Origin of the sequence: Kitasatospora mediocidica KCTC 9733 (assembly GCF_000744225.1) — a bacterium.
GTDB lineage: Bacteria > Actinomycetota > Actinomycetes > Streptomycetales > Streptomycetaceae > Kitasatospora > Kitasatospora mediocidica.
Map to the genome: position 1 here is coordinate 184,294 of NZ_JQLN01000001.1, position 15,529 is coordinate 199,822.

Sequence of the window (15,529 nt, forward strand, 5' to 3'; positions counted from 1 at the left end):
CCGCCGCCATCGGCACGGGTGGGCATGCGCTCAACGCCCCTCGGCCCCGCTGCGCACGTGCGCCGCCTCCGCAGCGGCGTTGGCCCTCCCGGGCTTGGAGCGCTGGCCGGTTCTTCGTCCGGGAGCACGCCGCTCCCTGCCGGGACGCTGACCCGACGTCATGTGACACCGCCTCAGTCGACTGGGCCGCCCACCACGGCCCGCCTGAAAGGTCGTGCCAGTGCCGTCCTCCCGAACGCGGGCGCTGCTCCCCCTCGCCGCCGCCGCACTCACCGGATCCACCCTCCTGGGACCTGCCGCGCTCGCCGCACCCGACGCGGCACCGCGGTTCCCGCACGTCTTCGTGATCGACCTGGAGAACAAGGGCTACGACGAGACCTGGGGTGCGGGTTCGGCGGCCCCCTACCTGAGCGAAACCCTGCGCCCCCAGGGGCAGTTGCTGACCGACTACTACGGCATCGGGCACAACAGCCTGGTCAACTACATCGCCCAGATCAGCGGTCAGGCGCCGAACCTGGGCACCCAGTCGGACTGCCCGCTGTCCGTGCCGTTCATCGGCTGGGGCACCGCGGACCACGGCCAGGCCTACGGCCAGGGCTGCGTGTACCCGGCCTCCGTCCCCACCGTCGCCGACCAGCTGACACAGGCCGGACTGACCTGGAAGTCCTACGACGAGGGCATGGCCGCACCCTGCACGCACCCCCCGCTGTGGGCTGCCGATCCGAACACGGCGGCGAGTGCCGGCGACGAGTACGCCACCCGTCACAACCCCTTCGTCTACTTCACGTCCATCACCTCCAGCCCCGCCTGCGCGGCCGACGACGTGCCCCTCGGCGAGCTGTCCGCGGACCTCACGAGTGCGGCGAGCACGGCTGCCCTGACGTTCGTCTCCCCGGACCTCTGCGACGACGGGCACGACGCACCGTGCGCCGACGGACACCCCGGCGGCCTGGCCTCCGCGGACGCATGGCTCAGCACGTGGGTGCCGCGCATCATGGCGTCGCCGGCCTACCGGCAGGACGGGCTCGTCATCATCACCTTCGACGAGTCGGACAACCCCGCGGCGGACTCCACCGCCTGCTGCGGCGAGCAGGCCGGCCCGAACGCCGCGCTGCCGGGCATCCTGGGCCCCGGCGGCGGGCGGGTGGGCGCCCTGCTGCTGTCCCCCCGGGTCGCCCCGGGCTCCTCCGACGCGGCGGGGTACAACCACTACTCGCTCCTGCGCACGATCGAGGACGACTTCGGCCTCGCCCCCCTCGGCTTCGCGGACAGCGCCACCGGATTCGCCGCCGGCGCACCGGCAGCCCGCGCGATCCCGCCGGCCCGGCCCTGACGCTCCGGGCCGGTGGTCGGCACACCATGCCTCATTCGACCGATGAAGGGTGGGTCACCCATGACTCGCGAACCAGCCGGGCACCAGCCCGAACAGCCCGGCATCAGCCGCCGCCGCATGCTCGGCTTCGGCTCCGCCCTGGCGCTCGGCGCCCTGACCGCGGGGGCCGCGAGCGCGGCCGCAGGCCCGGCGCCCGCCACCGCGCCCGCAGGCCCGTTCGTCCCGCGGGCCCGGAACACCGCGAACCAGCAGGCGGCGCTCGACGCGCTGGGACGGACCTCGCTGCGAACACCGGGCTCGCTGCCCTTCCCCGACCTCGCGCCCGGCACGGACACGCTGCAGGGCATCGACCACATCGTGGTCCTGATCATGGAAAACCATTCCTACGACAACATCTTCGGCATGCTCGGCCGGGGTGACGGCCTGGCGGTGGACGCGGCCGGCCGGCCGACGGCCACCATGCCGTACGGCTACCCGGACGTCCGCACCCAGCGCGCCTTCCGGATGCCGACCTCGTGCCAGGGCGGCCCACTCGACCAGTCCTGGCAGGCGAGCCACCTGCAGTTCGACGGCGGGGCGATGGACGGCTTCGTCTCGGCCACCGTCAACCTGCCCGACGCGCGGGTGCCCGCACCGGTCGCCATGAGCTACTTCGACGAGGGCCACCTGCCGTTCACCTACAGCCTGGCCCGTCAGTTCCCGATCGGCGACCGCTGGTTCTGCTCCCTGCTCGGCCAGACCTCGCCGAACCGGCGCTTCGTCATCGGCGCGACCTCCGGCGGCATGACCGACGACCCTTCGACGGACGCCGGCAATCTCCAGAACATCGCACTGGCCGCGCCGATCGGCCCGACGATCTTCAATCGGCTCGACGACTACGGGATCAGCTGGGCGAACTACTACGTCGACTTCCCGCTCGGGGCCACTCCCGAGGAATTCCCCTGGGCCGACACCGTCACCGAGTTGATCCACCGCAAGCCGTGGGCCCAGTTCTTCACCGACGCGGCGGCCGGCGCCCTGCCCTCGTTCACGTTCCTCGACGAGGCGATGAACCAGAGCCAGGACGAGGACGAGGACGACCAGCACCCGCCGTTCTTCATGGGCTACGGCGACGACCTGCTCTCCCAGGTGGTCAACGCCCTTGCCGCATCCCCCCAGTGGCCGAGCACCATGCTGATCGTCGCCTACGACGAGCACGGCGGGTACTACGACCACGTGCCGCCGCCACCGGCGCTCGACCCGGACGGCATCCCGCCGCTGCTCTCCCCCGGGGTGCCGTCCTACGAGGGCTTCACCCGCTACGGCATGCGGGTGCCGTCGGTCGTGGTGTCGCCCTACGCGAAGCAGAACCATGTCAGCCATGTGCTGTACGACCACACGTCGATCCTCGCGACGATCGAGCGCAAGTGGAACCTGCCCGCGCTGACGCACCGCGACGCGAACGCCAACGACCTCACGGACTTCCTCGACCTCGACGCCCTCGCCGCCCGCAGGCCGACCTTCCCCCGGCTCCCCCCGCTGGCCGCGCCCGGCACCAGCCCCGGGGCGATGAGCTGCATGACCACCGGTCCCGGCACCATTCCCGCGCCGGGTTCGGTCAGCTACGGCACGGCCGGCCCGAGCCAGTTCTCGGCGCCGGGCGCCGACGGCACGTGGGGCGCGGCCGGGCCGGCGCCCGCCGCGTTCTACTCGGCGCACCCCGCCGCCACCGGCGTCGACCTCGACAACCTCCGCAACGCCCAGCGGATCGCCGTCTGCAGCCGCACCAACGCCTCGGCGAACTCCTACTACGTGGTGACCGGTGCGGACGGCATCGAGTATCTCCAGACCGCGGGTGCGACCGGCTCCTACCGCGGATTCCAGGCCCTGCCAGGCAACGCCGGGGCGCCCTCGTTCGCCGCGCCACGCATCGCGGCCACCGCCATGCCCGACGGCGATGCCCAGATCCTTGCCGTCGGCCTCGACGGCAAGCTCTACCACACGATCTACTTCGCGGGCAGCGACACCTTCCAGCCCTGGGGCGCACTCAACTGGGGCGCCTCCGACGCCTCCATCGCCGCCGCTCCGAACGGGGACGCGCAGATCGTCGGCATCGGACTGGACGGCAAGCTTTACCACAACATCCGCTTCGCCTCGAACTCCTGGCAGGGCTTCCTGCCCCCGGCGACCAACGGCCTGGCCCCCGGCGCCCTCCAGCGCACCTGCATCGCCGCCGACCCCGCCAACGGCGACAGCCACGTCCTCGTACTGGACGGTGCGGGGAGGCTGTCCTACCTCACCCGGCACGGCACGAGCGGCTGGTCCAGCCGTGCGGGCGCCGACACCTGGGGCCCGGTCGCCGACGGCAGCACCTACGGCGGCCGGATCACCGACCTGTGCGCCGCGGTCGCCGCCGACGGCCGGCTCCACATCGGCGTCGTCACCAGTGGCGGCTCGGCGTTCGAGCAGGTCCTCGACACCGCCGCCGGGACTGCGACCCCGCCCGCCCCGCTCCCCTCCCCCACCAAGGTGCAGAGCATCTCGCTCTGCCCCGCGGCGAGCACCGTCACCGCCGCAACAGTCCAACTCGGCGGCTGAGAACGGCTCGTGCGAGGTCCGGCAGCAGCGGCCCGATCGCCTCAGGGACGCTGCCCCGCCCTCTGCCCCCGCGGGCAGGCCTCCCCCGGCTGCCCCGCGCAGCATGGGAGCCTCGCACGATCCGCGACGGCCGACGGGTTCCGAAGGTGCTGCGCTCCCGGCGACGGGACTCCCCGGGAGCGCAGCACCGCGGCCGAGGGGCCCGATCGGGGCGCCGGGCTGCCCTCCCCTGCCCGGTCCACCGATCGGCTGGTGCCCCGCGCGAGGCCGGGTGGAACCGTTGTGTCAGGGCCCGGAGGTGGCAACCGGGCTCCCTGCAGGCACCGGCGTCCGCACGAGGACGACCGGAACGGGACGAGGATCCACAGGATCGGCGAGTGACGACTCGACCGCCCCGGCGCACGCCCGCCTGCACCACGAGCTTCGCCCCGCTCATCGGATCCGGCCGTCGGCTGCCACCGGCGACACCGGGTCCTCGGCGGAACAGCCCGGGCCCAGCCGCCCGCTGCTCCGGCCTCCGGGCGACACGTCGTCGACGGTGCCCTGCCCGGCGGCCAACAGAAACAACAGAAACAGCCGAAGGAGTCCCCCGATGCCCCTGCACGACCTGTCGACCTGTGACTGCGGTCCCAAGCGCCGGCTGATCGACCACATCGGAAACCCGTACTACCCGCAGGTGATGCAGAAGCGCAGCCAGGGGATCGTCATCGACGGCGTTCCGAAGCTGCTCGCCGGCGGGAACGACTACCTCGACCTGGCGACCGACATCCGGGTGCGCCAGGCGGCCCACCACGCGATCGACCGCTTCGGCGTCTGCGTGCCGTCCGCGTCAGGCCGGCCGAACCCCGGGGCGCACGGGGCCGAGGCCGCGGTCCTTCGCCGCGCGGCCCATGAGGCCGTCGACCGGTACGGCGTCGGCATGACGGGCTCGCCCCTGCTGAACGGCTACCTCGACATCCAGTGCCGGCTCGAGCACGAGATCGCCGCGTGGATCGGCAAGGACGCGGCCCTGGTGTTCACCGCCGACGCCCTGGCGGTCACCGGCCCGCTCGCCCAGGTGATCATGATGAACCGCGGCACCACCGTGGTCAGCGACAGTGCCATCGGCGGCCTGCTGCGCGACGGCATCCGCCTGGCACACGCGCGGCACGTCGCGGAGTTCACCCACAACGACCTGGCCGACCTGCGCCGGGTGCTGGCCGAGGCGTCGGGGCAGGGCTCCCAGCCGCTGCTCGTCCTGGAGAGCGGCACGGACTCCGAGGAGCCCCTCCTGCTGGCCGAAATCACCGAGACCGCCCAGGAGTTCGGCGCTTCGATCTTCCTCCACGAGACCTCCCTGAGCCCGCACGGTGCGGTGGGCGGCCTTGCGGCACAGCTCGGGCTGACCGACCGGATGGACGTGATCACGGGCTCGCTCGGTACGTCCTTCGGCGCGGGCGGGGCCTTCCTCGCCGCCTCCTGGGACCTCGTCAAGCACTTCGAGGCGTTCTGCTCGACCCGCATGTTCGCCGCCAGCCCGCCGCCCCTGATCACCGCCGCCGCCCTCGCCGCGCTGCGCAGCCGCCCGCTGTACCTGGTGCCGGACGACGGCCCGGCGGCGCCGACCGGTACCGGCGACTGGAATGCGTACGAGGAACTGCGCAGCGCGCTGGCCGCCGACCTGGCCGCCTGGGGCGGGAAGGCCGCCGGGATGGTCTTCTCCTCCGGTGCACTGGCCAACATCTACGGCCTGTCGGAGATCATCGCGATGAACCCGGACATGACCGTGCTCACCGACCGCGCGAACCACGCCTCGCTGGTGGACGCCATCCGCCTGGGCCGGCCGCGGCGCACCGCGAAGTTCGCCCACAACGACGTGGCCGACCTCGAGCTGAAGCTCCAGCAGGCGGCCCGGCAGAGCGACCGCCTGCTGGTCGTGGTCGAGGGCGCCCACGGGGTCGAGGCCGACCTCGCCCCGCTGCGCGAGATCGTCGCGGCCGCCGAGGCCGTCGGGGCGGAGATCTACGTGGACGACGCCCACGGCATGGGCGTCATCGGCGGCGGGCGGGGCACCGCAGCCCACTTCGACATCGCGGACCGCGTCGACTACATCGCCGGGACCTTCTCCAAGTCCTTCGGTGCCTCGGGCGGTTACCTGCTCGCCTCCGAAGCCGTCATCGACAGGCTCGCCGCCGCCCGCCCGAGCGACGACCCCTCGACCGCCCTGGCGCCGGCCGTCGTGGCCGCGGTGCGCTGCGCACTCTCGATCATGGCGGCCGAGCCCGACCGGGGCGCCGCCGCGCTCGCGGGAGCCGGCCGGCTGCGCGAGCGCCTGCGCGCCCTCGGCATCGACGCCGTCGGCACCACCCCGGTGGTGACGGTCTCGCTCAAGAACCTGCTGCGGTCGGCGCAGAGCCCGGAGGTCCTGGCGATCACCCACCAGAACCCCCGGCGGCAGGCCATCGAACAGGTCCGGGCAAGCGTGCTGCGCGACAGTGTGGGCACCATCAAGGCACAGCACTGGCTCCTGACGGAGCGACACATCTACACCAACGCCTTCATCGCACCGGGAGTCGACGAGCCCGTGCTCCGGCTGAGCGTCACCGCCGGTACCGGTGCCGAGGAGATCGACCGGATCGTGGACGCCTTCGCCGACCTGCGCGGTATCTGCCACGGGCTCGTCCAGGCCGACCACGCCATGGTCGCCTGACCAGCCGAGCCGACCCTGCCAACCCGAGAGGAACCACCATGGCAACCGCTCTGATCACGGGTGCGAGCTCCGGCATCGGCGAGGAGTTCGCCCGCCGGCTGGCACCCACCCACAACCTCGTCCTCGTCGCCCGCGACAGCGTCAAACTGGCGCAGCTCGCCCGGGAACTGACCGCCCAGCACGGCTGCACCGTGCAAGTCCTGGCCGCCGACCTGTCCACCGCCGCCGGCCGCGAGCCGGTGGCCGCCCGGCTCGCCTCGACCAGCTCCCCCGTCGACCTGCTGGTCAACAACGCGGGCATGGGCTACAGCACCGGCGCCACCCAGAACACGGTGGAGCAGGAGATGTACATGCTGGAGGTGAACGCCACCGCCAAGATCCATCTCTCCCTGGTCGCCCTGCACGCCATGCTGGCCAGGGACTCGGGGGAGATCGTCAACGTCACCAGCGTGTGCGGCATCGCTCCGGCCTGGGTCGACTCGCTCTACGGCACCAGCACCGCCGCGGTGCTGCGGCACACCGAGGAGATGGCCTACAGCAAGGCCCTGCGGCGTTCCAAGGTCCGGATCATGGCGCTCTGCCCAGGCGACGTGCTGACCGACTTCAACAACCGGGCCGGCATCCCCAACACGACCGACTGGGGCTGGGTGGACGTCGGTGTGCTGGTCCGGGAGGCTCTGAAGGACCTGCGCAAGGGCAAGGTCGTCTCGATCCCGACAGCGCGCTACAAGTTCCTGTCCACGCTCATGAAGCTGGCCCCGAACAGCCTGTCGCGGATCTACGCCTTCGACCTCGGGCAGCAGAAGCACAAGCCGGAGCAGCCCGCGGTGTGACAGGGTCCGCAGCTGCGGATCGTCGTGGTGGCCGGGTGGCGCGTATGCGCCGCCCGGCCACTGTCGCGTTCCCGGGCCCGCTCGGCCCGCCGCCGCGCCCGGGTCGGCGCTGGCGGCCGGCTGCCCTGGCCGCCCACTGATCGGGGGAGGCCTGCGGGAGGCTCCCGCTCGCCCCGGGTGCGCGCATCCGTGCAGGCCAGCTGGGGTGGCGAGGCGCCTGCCGTCCGCCGCTCGGGGGTTTCCGCCCGGCCGGCCCGCGTCGGCGGTGGTCGGGTCGGGGGATCCGCGATGGGGGCTGCCCCTCCCACGGCCGGGTGTCCTGGCGGCACCGCGAACTCCGGTTTCGTGGAGGTCGGGGACGGGAGCAGGACACCGCAAGAGCCCGCTCCGCGCCGGTCGACGACCGGCGTCACACGTCCCCGAAGCGCCCCGCGGCGCGGCGCAGGCGAAGGCCGGCCGCGCAGCAGGCGGGCCTTCGCCACCCCTATCGAAAGGCTCCGCTCCACCATGTCCCGTACCTCCTCCCGCCTCCGCCTGAGCGTCACCCTCGTGGGCCTGGCCGCGTCCGTCACCACGGGCATCGCCGTGGCGCCCGCCGCCTTCGCCGACTCGGCCCCCAGCCCCGCGCTGGTCGCCCAGGAACAGTCCCGCGCCGAGCAGATGGTCAGCCAGAAGTTCCCGGCCGACGCGGCCAATGAGGTGGCGGCCTTCGACAGCGTCATCACAGCGGAAAGCAGCTGGAACCCGTTGGCGCACAACCCGCATTCGACGGCAGCCGGCCTGGGACAGATCCTGGGCGCCAGCACCAGCGACAGCTACCCGGACCAGCTGCAAGAGGCGCTGAACTACATGGTGACGCGCTACGGCGACCCCATCGCCGCCGCGGCCCACGAGGCTTTCTACGGCTGGTACTGAGAGCTCCGCCGGTAGAGACGCCACCGCGCCCGCCCACAGCCTCGGCTGTGGGCGGGCGCGATGCGCAGCGGGGCGGGCTCGCGCTCCGGATCAGGACGCCCGCGGTGCCGCGGCAGTCTCCGGTCGGCGGGAGTCGCCGCCCTGGGCCGGCGCGCCGTGCGGCCGGTGGTGGCGCAGCAGGCCGCCGAGCGCGAGCGGCACGGTCAGCGCCATGGCAGCCATGCCGATGACGAAGGTGAGGGTGAACTGGCTCTGTTGCGGCAGCGGCGGGAGGCCCGGGGGCAGGCCGTGGATCGGCTTGGAGGCCAGCAGCGAGGTGACCACCGCCGAGGCGATGGAGCTGCCGACCGACCGGGAGATGGAGTTGATGCCGTTGGCGATGCCGGTCTGCTCCTGGGAGACGCTGGCCGCGATCAGCGCCGGCATGGCAGAGTAGCCGAGGGCGATGGCCGTGCCGGTCAGCAGACCCGCCAGGATCACCCCGGTGCTGGTGCCGTGGGCGAAGGCCAGCCACACGAAGCCGATCACGCCGATCAGCGCGCTCACCACCAGGGTTCGGCGGGCGCTGATCCTCCCCACCAGCACGCCGCCCACCGGCGCCGCGACCAGGGCGATGAGCGAGCCCGGCAGCAGGAACTCGACGGAGGCGCGCAGAACGGAGGCGGTGAAGCCGTATCCGGTCAGCTCGTGCGGGATCTGGACCAGGTAGGAGATCCCGATGAACTGCGCGAACATGGCGAAGCCGACGAGCAGGCCGATCAGGTTGGTGAAGGCGACCTGCCGGTGGGTGAACATCTTCAGGTCCACCAGCGGATCGGCGACCCGGCTCTCGACCAGCACCCACAGCAGCGCCACGACGGCGGAGCCGGCGAAGCAGCCCAGGGTCCGGTTGGAGGTCCAGCCCCATTCGTGCCCCTGGGAGATCCCGAGCAGCAGCAGGACCAGGAAGCCGCCCAGCGTGAGGGTGCCGAGGTAGTCGAGTCGGCCGCCGACCACCCGGTCGTGCTCGGGGACGAGCAGCAGGACGGCGACGAGTGCCGCCACCGACAGGGCGGTGGAGGCCCAGAAGACCGCGTGATAGTCGGGGTCCGTGCCCTGGGTGAGCAGGCCGGTCACCACCAGGGAGAGCCCGGAGCCGAAGGCCAGGGTGCTGCTGACCAGGGCCATCGCTCCCGGCAGCCGCTCGTGCGGGACCTGGTCGCGGATCACCGACAGCGCCAGCGGGAAGATCGCGGTGGCCGAGCCCTGCAGGACGCGGCCGACGAGCAGGAGGGCGAGCGAGGTCGTCGTCGCCACGAGCAGCGATCCGGCGACCATCACGGCCAGCACCGCGATCAGCGTGCGCTTCTTGCCGTACAGGTCGCCGACGCGTCCCAGCAGCGGGGTGAAGACCGCGGCGGACAGCAGCGTGGACGTGGTGACCCAGCTGACGCCGGAGCTGGTGGTGTGCAGGTCGTGCGCGAGGAGCGAGAGGATCGGGACGACCTGGGTCTGGGCCATCGACACGACCATCGCCGCAAGGCCGAGCGCCAGGATCAGGGACGTGGTGCCGCGCCGGTCGACAGGCGCCGCGGAGCTCGCGGACACAGTGGTGCTCATGGGGGAGCCTTTTCGGGAGGGGGCGGGATCAGAGGGCACAGTGCTCGGCGGCCTGCGTGATCACAGCGGCGACGGTCTGGGGCTGGGAGACCATCGCGGCGTGGGCGGCCGCGACCTCGACGACGGTGGCACCGCAGCGGTCCGCCGTGAACCGCTGTGCGTCGGGGTTGAGCGTCCGGTCCTCGGTCGCCAGGACGTACCAGGACGGCAGGGACTTCCAGGCCGGCTCGTCCTGGGGCCGTGCGGTGAACAGCGCGCCGTTGGCCGGCTTCTGGGAGGCGGCCATCACCGCCGCCCGCCCGGGGTCGGCGTCGGCCGCGAAGACCCCGGCGAACGCGGCCGGATCCAGGGTCAGGTAGCCGCTGCCGTCCTGCCGCATCGCCGCTTCGAGTCCGAGGTCCGGGAACCGCTGGAGGACCGCGCCCAGCTCCTCCTCGCGCTGGGGGGCCAGCGCCGTCACGTACACCAGGGCCGCGGCCCTGGCACTGCGGGAGCCCGCCGCCGATATGACGGCACCGCCGTAGGAGTGGCCGGCCAGGACGGTCGGACCGTCCTGGCCGTCGAGGATCCGCGCGACCTGGGTCACGTCGTCCTCGAAGGAGGACAGCCGCAGCTGGGCGGCCGTCACCTGGTGGCCCGCGCGCTGGAGGGATGCGACCACCCGGTCCCAGCAGGAGCCGTCGGCCCAGAGGCCGTGCACAAGGACGATGTTGGTCATGTTCAAAAAGCTCGCTTCCGCCTCGGCGACATCACGTCCGGTCCGCCTGGCATGCCGCAGCGCCGATGCCGGGGCACCGGCGCTGCGCTGCCCAGCAACCGAAGATCAGCCTGGGACCGACCGGCCCGCCGTGTCCTGCCTACGCGGTCAGCCGATGGGGAAGAGGCCCGGACCGCCACCCCGGACGGGGTGGCGGGTGTCAGTCGTCGTCGCTGCCGCTCGACCGCCGCCGCAGCTGGGAGGAGCCGTAGCCGTCCGAACCGTAGCCGTCCGAGCCGTAGGGATCGTCGTCGAACGGGTCCTTCTGGCGCGGGACCGTTCCGCTCGGCTTCTCCACCGCGTCGTCGACGTCGGAGCCGTCGTGCGCGTCCTCGGAGAAGTAGATCCCGCCGAAGTGGAAGGCGTCCTCGTCCGGCGCCCCGGGCTGCTCGCCCAACGCACCCGCGGCCCAGCGCTGCACGCTCTGCAGCGACTTCCTGGTGTCGGGATCGCGCACGAGGTCGATGCTCCCCTCGGCGAACGCCTGCCGGAACTCACCGGGCAGTCGGGCGCACGCGCCGTCCCTGGTGGCCTCGTCCAGGAAGGTCGTGACCCACCCCTGGACGCCGTAGTACTTCTGCCACACGTCCGGGCAGGCGCCATCGGGGGCCAGGTAGAACTCCTTCTCCGACCGGTCGAGGGACTCGATCCAGAGATAGAACTTGACCGCGTTGTGCGCCTCGAGGAACTCGCCGGCGTAGTGGGTGTAGCAGAACTTCCGGATGGCGTCGCGCTGGAGCAGGAGGACCTTGTCCTCCTCGTTCTCCTTCTCGAATGCGGCGAGAATCCGCTGGCGCTCCTCCCGGCCGGCGACGGCCGCCTTCCTCATGTCCGCGAGCCAGTCGTCCTGCCGCTGCGTGACCTTCTCGAAGAACCCCGGATCGGTGCTGCCCGGCAGGACGGAGGTCACCGCCAGGGCGTGGTCCTTCAGCCGTTCCCCGTCGATGGTCGGCTCCAGGCAGCTGATCAGCCGGATGTCCTTGTCGGCGTAGGCGGCCAGCGGACCCTTGCGGCCCAACAGCCCTTCACAGTCCTCGTGCACGTTCGAACAGGTGCTTCCGGTGCAGAGCCTGGTCGGAGCCGGGATGTCGTGGCCCACGAGCAGGAGTCCCACGGTCGGCCCGTGGATGGTGCGGTAGTCGAGCGCCTCGACGAAGGTCAGTCCCCCCAGTTGGTAGTTGGGGATCGGCGCGTTGCCCTGGACGGTGTGGGCCGCGTCGGGCTCCGCCCCGGTACGGGCGATCTGGTAGCCGACGACCTTCTCCAGGACCGATCGGTCGTCGGCGTACGTCGAGACGGTCCAGCCGTCCGGCACGACGACCTGGTCGGTCAGCAGCTCCTCGAGCCCGTGAGCGGCAATCCAGATGGCCATGGCATCACTCCAACGGTAGGACCTCCGTCCCTCGCCGACGCGAATCAGCCGGACAGCGATCGGGAGTGACGAAAGTCGCGGCATCGTGCACGACCGGCTTGGCCTCATGCTCGCCCTGACCGCGCATCGTTCGCGCGTACCTCGGGGCAGACCGGCGGGCCGGCCCGCCGACCCGCACGGCGGCCTCTCCAGCACATCGGCGCACGCGCTCGGGCAGCCGATCGGTCAGCCCCCGGGCGCGCCCGGCGTGCGCACGATCCCGTCGAGCAGACACCGCAGGCCGAAGCGGAACTCGGCGTCGCTGTCGTGCCCGCCGAGCAGGGCGGCATGGGCCCGCAGCATGGGGTGCCCGGCCGGGGACAGCTCCGAGAACAGGGTGGCCATCGCCGTGCGGCTGGCCGCCGTTCGGGCCGCCTTGCTGGTGTCCAGCAGGGCCGACCCGATGACGAAATGGGTGACGGTGAGGTAGACCTGCACGGCCGACTGCGAGGACCAGCCCGCGTCGGTGAGCAGGCGCAGGCTCTGCTCGCGCGCCCGCAGGGCGTGCGGTCCCAGGAGCTGGCTGGACGTCAGCAGCGGCACCACCGAGCGGTGGTCGAGCAGGACGCGGCGGAACTCGCCCGCCCCCAGGACGATGGCCGACCGCCACCCCAGCTCCGGATCGGGAAGCCGCACCAGGCCGAGGACCCGGTCCACGACCTCGACCAGGAGCTCCTCGCGGCCGGCCACGTGCCGGTACAGCGAGGTGGGCCGGATCCCCATGACGGCCGCCAACCGCCGCATGGTGAGCGCCTCCAGGCCCTCGCGATCGGCGATCTCCAGCGCGGCTGCGCTGATGGCCGCCATCGTCAGGCCGCCAGGACGCGGTCTGCGCCCGGCACGGTCGGCATAGCGCTGCTTCCACCAGGCGGCCGAGCCGACCGAGACATCAACCACGCCCATCAGCACCTCCGGAGCTCCGACGGCTCGGCAGTCCGTCGGGACAGCCCGCGGGCGCCGTCCGGCGCGGACACCGGCGGCTCTGCCGGACGGAACCCTAGGCACCCGCCGGACGCGTCGCAAGGCATCCGCCGGAAGCCCTCCGAAGCCCCGGTCGCGGGCGGACCGTGCGCGTTCGTCTGCGCTGCCGGGCAGGACCGGGGCGACCAGCCTGCGACAGGCTGTCAGCGATCCGCTCGAATCCCCCGTACTCGACGGATCTCCCACCGGGCAGGCCGGCACACCTGCTCGGCATGGCGTAGGCCCGCTGCCGGTGTGCTCACCGGCCCTGTGGGGGCGGGCCTGCGCCGCCCGGAGCATCAGGGCGATCGGCCAGCGGGACGGTCACGGTCACCGTGGTACCACTCGGGGAGTTCGGGCGGATCTCCATGCTTCCGCCCGCGTCGCTGATCCGGATGCGCTGCGAGGCGAGCCCGATGTGCCCCTCGGCCGCCCTGCTGTGCAGCACGTGGTCGGGAATGCCGACGCCGTCGTCCGCGATCTCCAGGCGCACCCGGTTCGGACCGGTCACCAGGTCGATGGTGACACGGCCGGCCTGTGCGTGTTTGACGATGTTGGTGATCAGTTCGCGACAGCAGTGGTACAGCAGGGCGTCGAGGGCATGCCCCAGACTCGACCGGTCGCAGCTGACCTCGACGGTGAACCCGCCGCGGAAGGCGGCCCGTTTCCCCAGTCCGCGCAGCGCCTGCTCCAGTCCGCCGTGTTCCAGCACGGCCGGGTGGAGGTCGGTGACCTGGGAGCGGAGCTGCACCGAGGCGTCCTGCAGGGCGCCGTCCGCGCGATGCAGTGCCTCGTCAAGGGTGGCGCTCCCCGGCTCACGTGCCTCGGCGATGTCCTGGCGGGCGGCGAGGACGCTCTGCAGCGGCCCGTCGTGCAGCGCCTCGGAGAGGTCGCGACGCTCGCGCTCGGCCGCGACGACGTTGTTCGCCACGAGCCAGGCCCGGTGGTGGGCCAGGCCCGCGATCATGCCCACCCGGGACTGCTGGACCCACGAGATGAGCACACTGATGAGGGTGACCACCAGGATCACCGCCGCGTGGACCAGGTTGTAGTGCAGGTCCGGGCTGGCGTGGGAGTGCCCGATCGCCGACGACAGGGTGTAGGTGACGGCCGCCGTCACGCCGGTGACCGCGGTGATCGCCGGGCGCAGCTGGAAGGCCGCGAGCAGGGCGAGCAGGACGTAGGCATCGGCCGACAGCGGTGACGTCCAGTTGGGATCGGTGAACGTGCCGGCCATGCCCAGGAGCAGTGTCACCGCGGGGAGGTCCACGAGCAGGACGCTCCAGGCCGCGCGCGGGCTGAGCCGGTCGCGCCAGGCCAGCATCAGCATGCCGAGGGCCCAGACCTCGTAGACCACCATCAGTCCGATCGAGAGGACCGGACGCTCCCGCGGCGGGAAGACCACCATGTCGACGATGATCGACACGATGATCACCACCCGCAACATCGACTGCATCCGGACCGACCTGGCCTGATGGGATGCCTGGATCCGTTCGACCGCGCCGGGGACATCGACGTCGGAGAGCTCCAGATGGATGGGCCGCAGCTTCTCACTCAGCGAACGGATGGCCGCGCCCTGGGTGAGCCACGCCCACCGGATGCCCCGCGACGGCACCCGCGGACGTCCGGGGCCCTGGGGCGGACCCTCCTCGTCCTGCGCGGCAGGGGGGACCGTCCGTTCGGCCGGAGTCGTTCTCATGCCATCGCCGCCTGCCTGTCCGCAGTGCACGCGCCGCGCTCGGTCCCGGTGCCACCGGAGGCCCGGCACGTCGACGCGTCCGACTCTGCCAGTGTGCTCCTTTCAGCACTCGCTGCCGTCGGACGGCACGGACGCAGCGAGGATCACGGAGCGAAACCCCCGAACCGGTACCGTCCGGCTTCACGAGGGTTTGGCCGTGGGGGCGAGCCCGGGGGCGTTCGCCCGTGCCACGGTGGTGGTCAGGGCGCGCACACCCCGCCCGCCGACCACCCGCGTCCGCAGAACGGCTGCCCCATGAGCACGGCCCACCCGCCGACCCGTCCGATGCCGGCCATCACGCCGGAGATGCTGCGCGACCTGGTGCTGCGCCAGCCGCCCGAACGGATACCCTGCCTCGCCCGCGACGGTGAACTCTGGTTCTCCCCGCGGATGGCCGAGCAGCGCAAGGCCGCGGCTCTGTGCGGGGCCTGCCCGGTGACCCATACCTGCCGTGCGGCCGGCCGGGCGATCCGCGCCGCCTACGGCGTGTGGGGCGGCGAAACGCCGAGCAACCGGCGCCGGTCGGAGGACGCCGGCCGGAACGCGGCTCGGTGACGGCGTCCTGGCGATCGGGGAACGGGACCGATCGAGTGGGCGCAGGCCCGGAAGCCGTCCCTGCTCCGAACCTGCGCCCGCAGGGCGGGTGACCCCTCACCGCCCTGCCGGATCCGCGGGCCGCGGCCCAGCGGATCGGTGCCAGCCTGACGCAGCTCCCGC

Annotated in this window: 11 protein-coding genes; 6 read left to right on the forward strand and 5 right to left on the reverse strand. The window is 72.4% G+C overall.

Annotated features, from left to right (window positions below; all coding sequences use genetic code 11):
• The first annotated feature begins 220 nt into the window (after positions 1–220).
• From BS80_RS00835 to BS80_RS00855, 5 genes are all read left to right on the forward strand, one after another.
• A complete protein-coding gene (locus BS80_RS00835; protein ID WP_035791504.1) occupies positions 221–1,333 on the forward strand; it encodes an alkaline phosphatase family protein in 1,113 nt (370 codons plus the stop codon).
• Between the two features lie 60 nt (positions 1,334–1,393).
• Positions 1,394–3,910, forward strand: a complete 2,517-nt coding sequence (locus BS80_RS43365; RefSeq protein WP_035791508.1) for an alkaline phosphatase family protein — start codon at positions 1,394–1,396, stop codon at positions 3,908–3,910.
• Between the two features lie 592 nt (positions 3,911–4,502).
• The gene (locus BS80_RS37355) at positions 4,503–6,599 is read left to right on the forward strand and encodes an aminotransferase class I/II-fold pyridoxal phosphate-dependent enzyme (protein WP_051965560.1); all 2,097 of its coding nucleotides are present in this window, start codon (positions 4,503–4,505) and stop codon (positions 6,597–6,599) included.
• A 38-nt stretch (positions 6,600–6,637) separates the two neighbouring features.
• Positions 6,638–7,432 (forward strand): SDR family NAD(P)-dependent oxidoreductase, encoded by a 795-nt coding sequence (locus BS80_RS00850; RefSeq protein ID WP_035791511.1) that lies wholly within the window; start codon positions 6,638–6,640, stop codon positions 7,430–7,432.
• 507 nt (positions 7,433–7,939) lie between these two features.
• The gene (locus tag BS80_RS00855; protein WP_035791513.1) at positions 7,940–8,347 is read left to right on the forward strand and encodes an aggregation-promoting factor C-terminal-like domain-containing protein; all 408 of its coding nucleotides are present in this window, start codon (positions 7,940–7,942) and stop codon (positions 8,345–8,347) included.
• Positions 8,348–8,437: 90 nt separating this feature from the next.
• Here BS80_RS00855 and BS80_RS00860 read toward each other — a convergent pair whose 3' ends face one another.
• The 5 genes from BS80_RS00860 to BS80_RS00880 all read right to left on the reverse strand — a co-directional run bounded on the left by BS80_RS00860 (position 8,438) and on the right by BS80_RS00880 (position 14,773).
• A complete protein-coding gene (locus BS80_RS00860) occupies positions 8,438–9,946 on the reverse strand; it encodes an MFS transporter (protein ID WP_083974017.1) in 1,509 nt (502 codons plus the stop codon).
• A gap of 28 nt (positions 9,947–9,974) precedes the next feature.
• On the reverse strand, positions 9,975–10,664 hold the full coding sequence (locus BS80_RS00865; RefSeq protein ID WP_051965563.1) for an alpha/beta hydrolase: 690 nt from the start codon (positions 10,662–10,664) through the stop codon (positions 9,975–9,977).
• 199 nt (positions 10,665–10,863) lie between these two features.
• The gene (locus BS80_RS00870; protein WP_035791521.1) at positions 10,864–12,075 is read right to left on the reverse strand and encodes a putative adhesin; all 1,212 of its coding nucleotides are present in this window, start codon (positions 12,073–12,075) and stop codon (positions 10,864–10,866) included.
• A gap of 225 nt (positions 12,076–12,300) precedes the next feature.
• Positions 12,301–13,017 carry a TetR/AcrR family transcriptional regulator C-terminal domain-containing protein gene (locus tag BS80_RS00875; RefSeq protein ID WP_051965565.1) on the reverse strand — a complete coding sequence of 239 codons (717 nt, stop codon included), beginning with the start codon at positions 13,015–13,017 and terminating at the stop codon, positions 12,301–12,303.
• Positions 13,018–13,333: 316 nt separating this feature from the next.
• Complete coding sequence (locus tag BS80_RS00880) at positions 13,334–14,773, reverse strand: sensor histidine kinase (protein WP_198045390.1); 1,440 nt, start codon at positions 14,771–14,773, stop codon at positions 13,334–13,336.
• Positions 14,774–15,067: 294 nt separating this feature from the next.
• Between BS80_RS00880 and BS80_RS41455 the strand changes: the two genes are divergently transcribed.
• Positions 15,068–15,367, forward strand: coding sequence for a WhiB family transcriptional regulator (locus tag BS80_RS41455; RefSeq protein ID WP_198045391.1), 300 nt, complete (start codon positions 15,068–15,070; stop codon positions 15,365–15,367).
• Positions 15,368–15,529 lie beyond the last annotated feature (162 nt).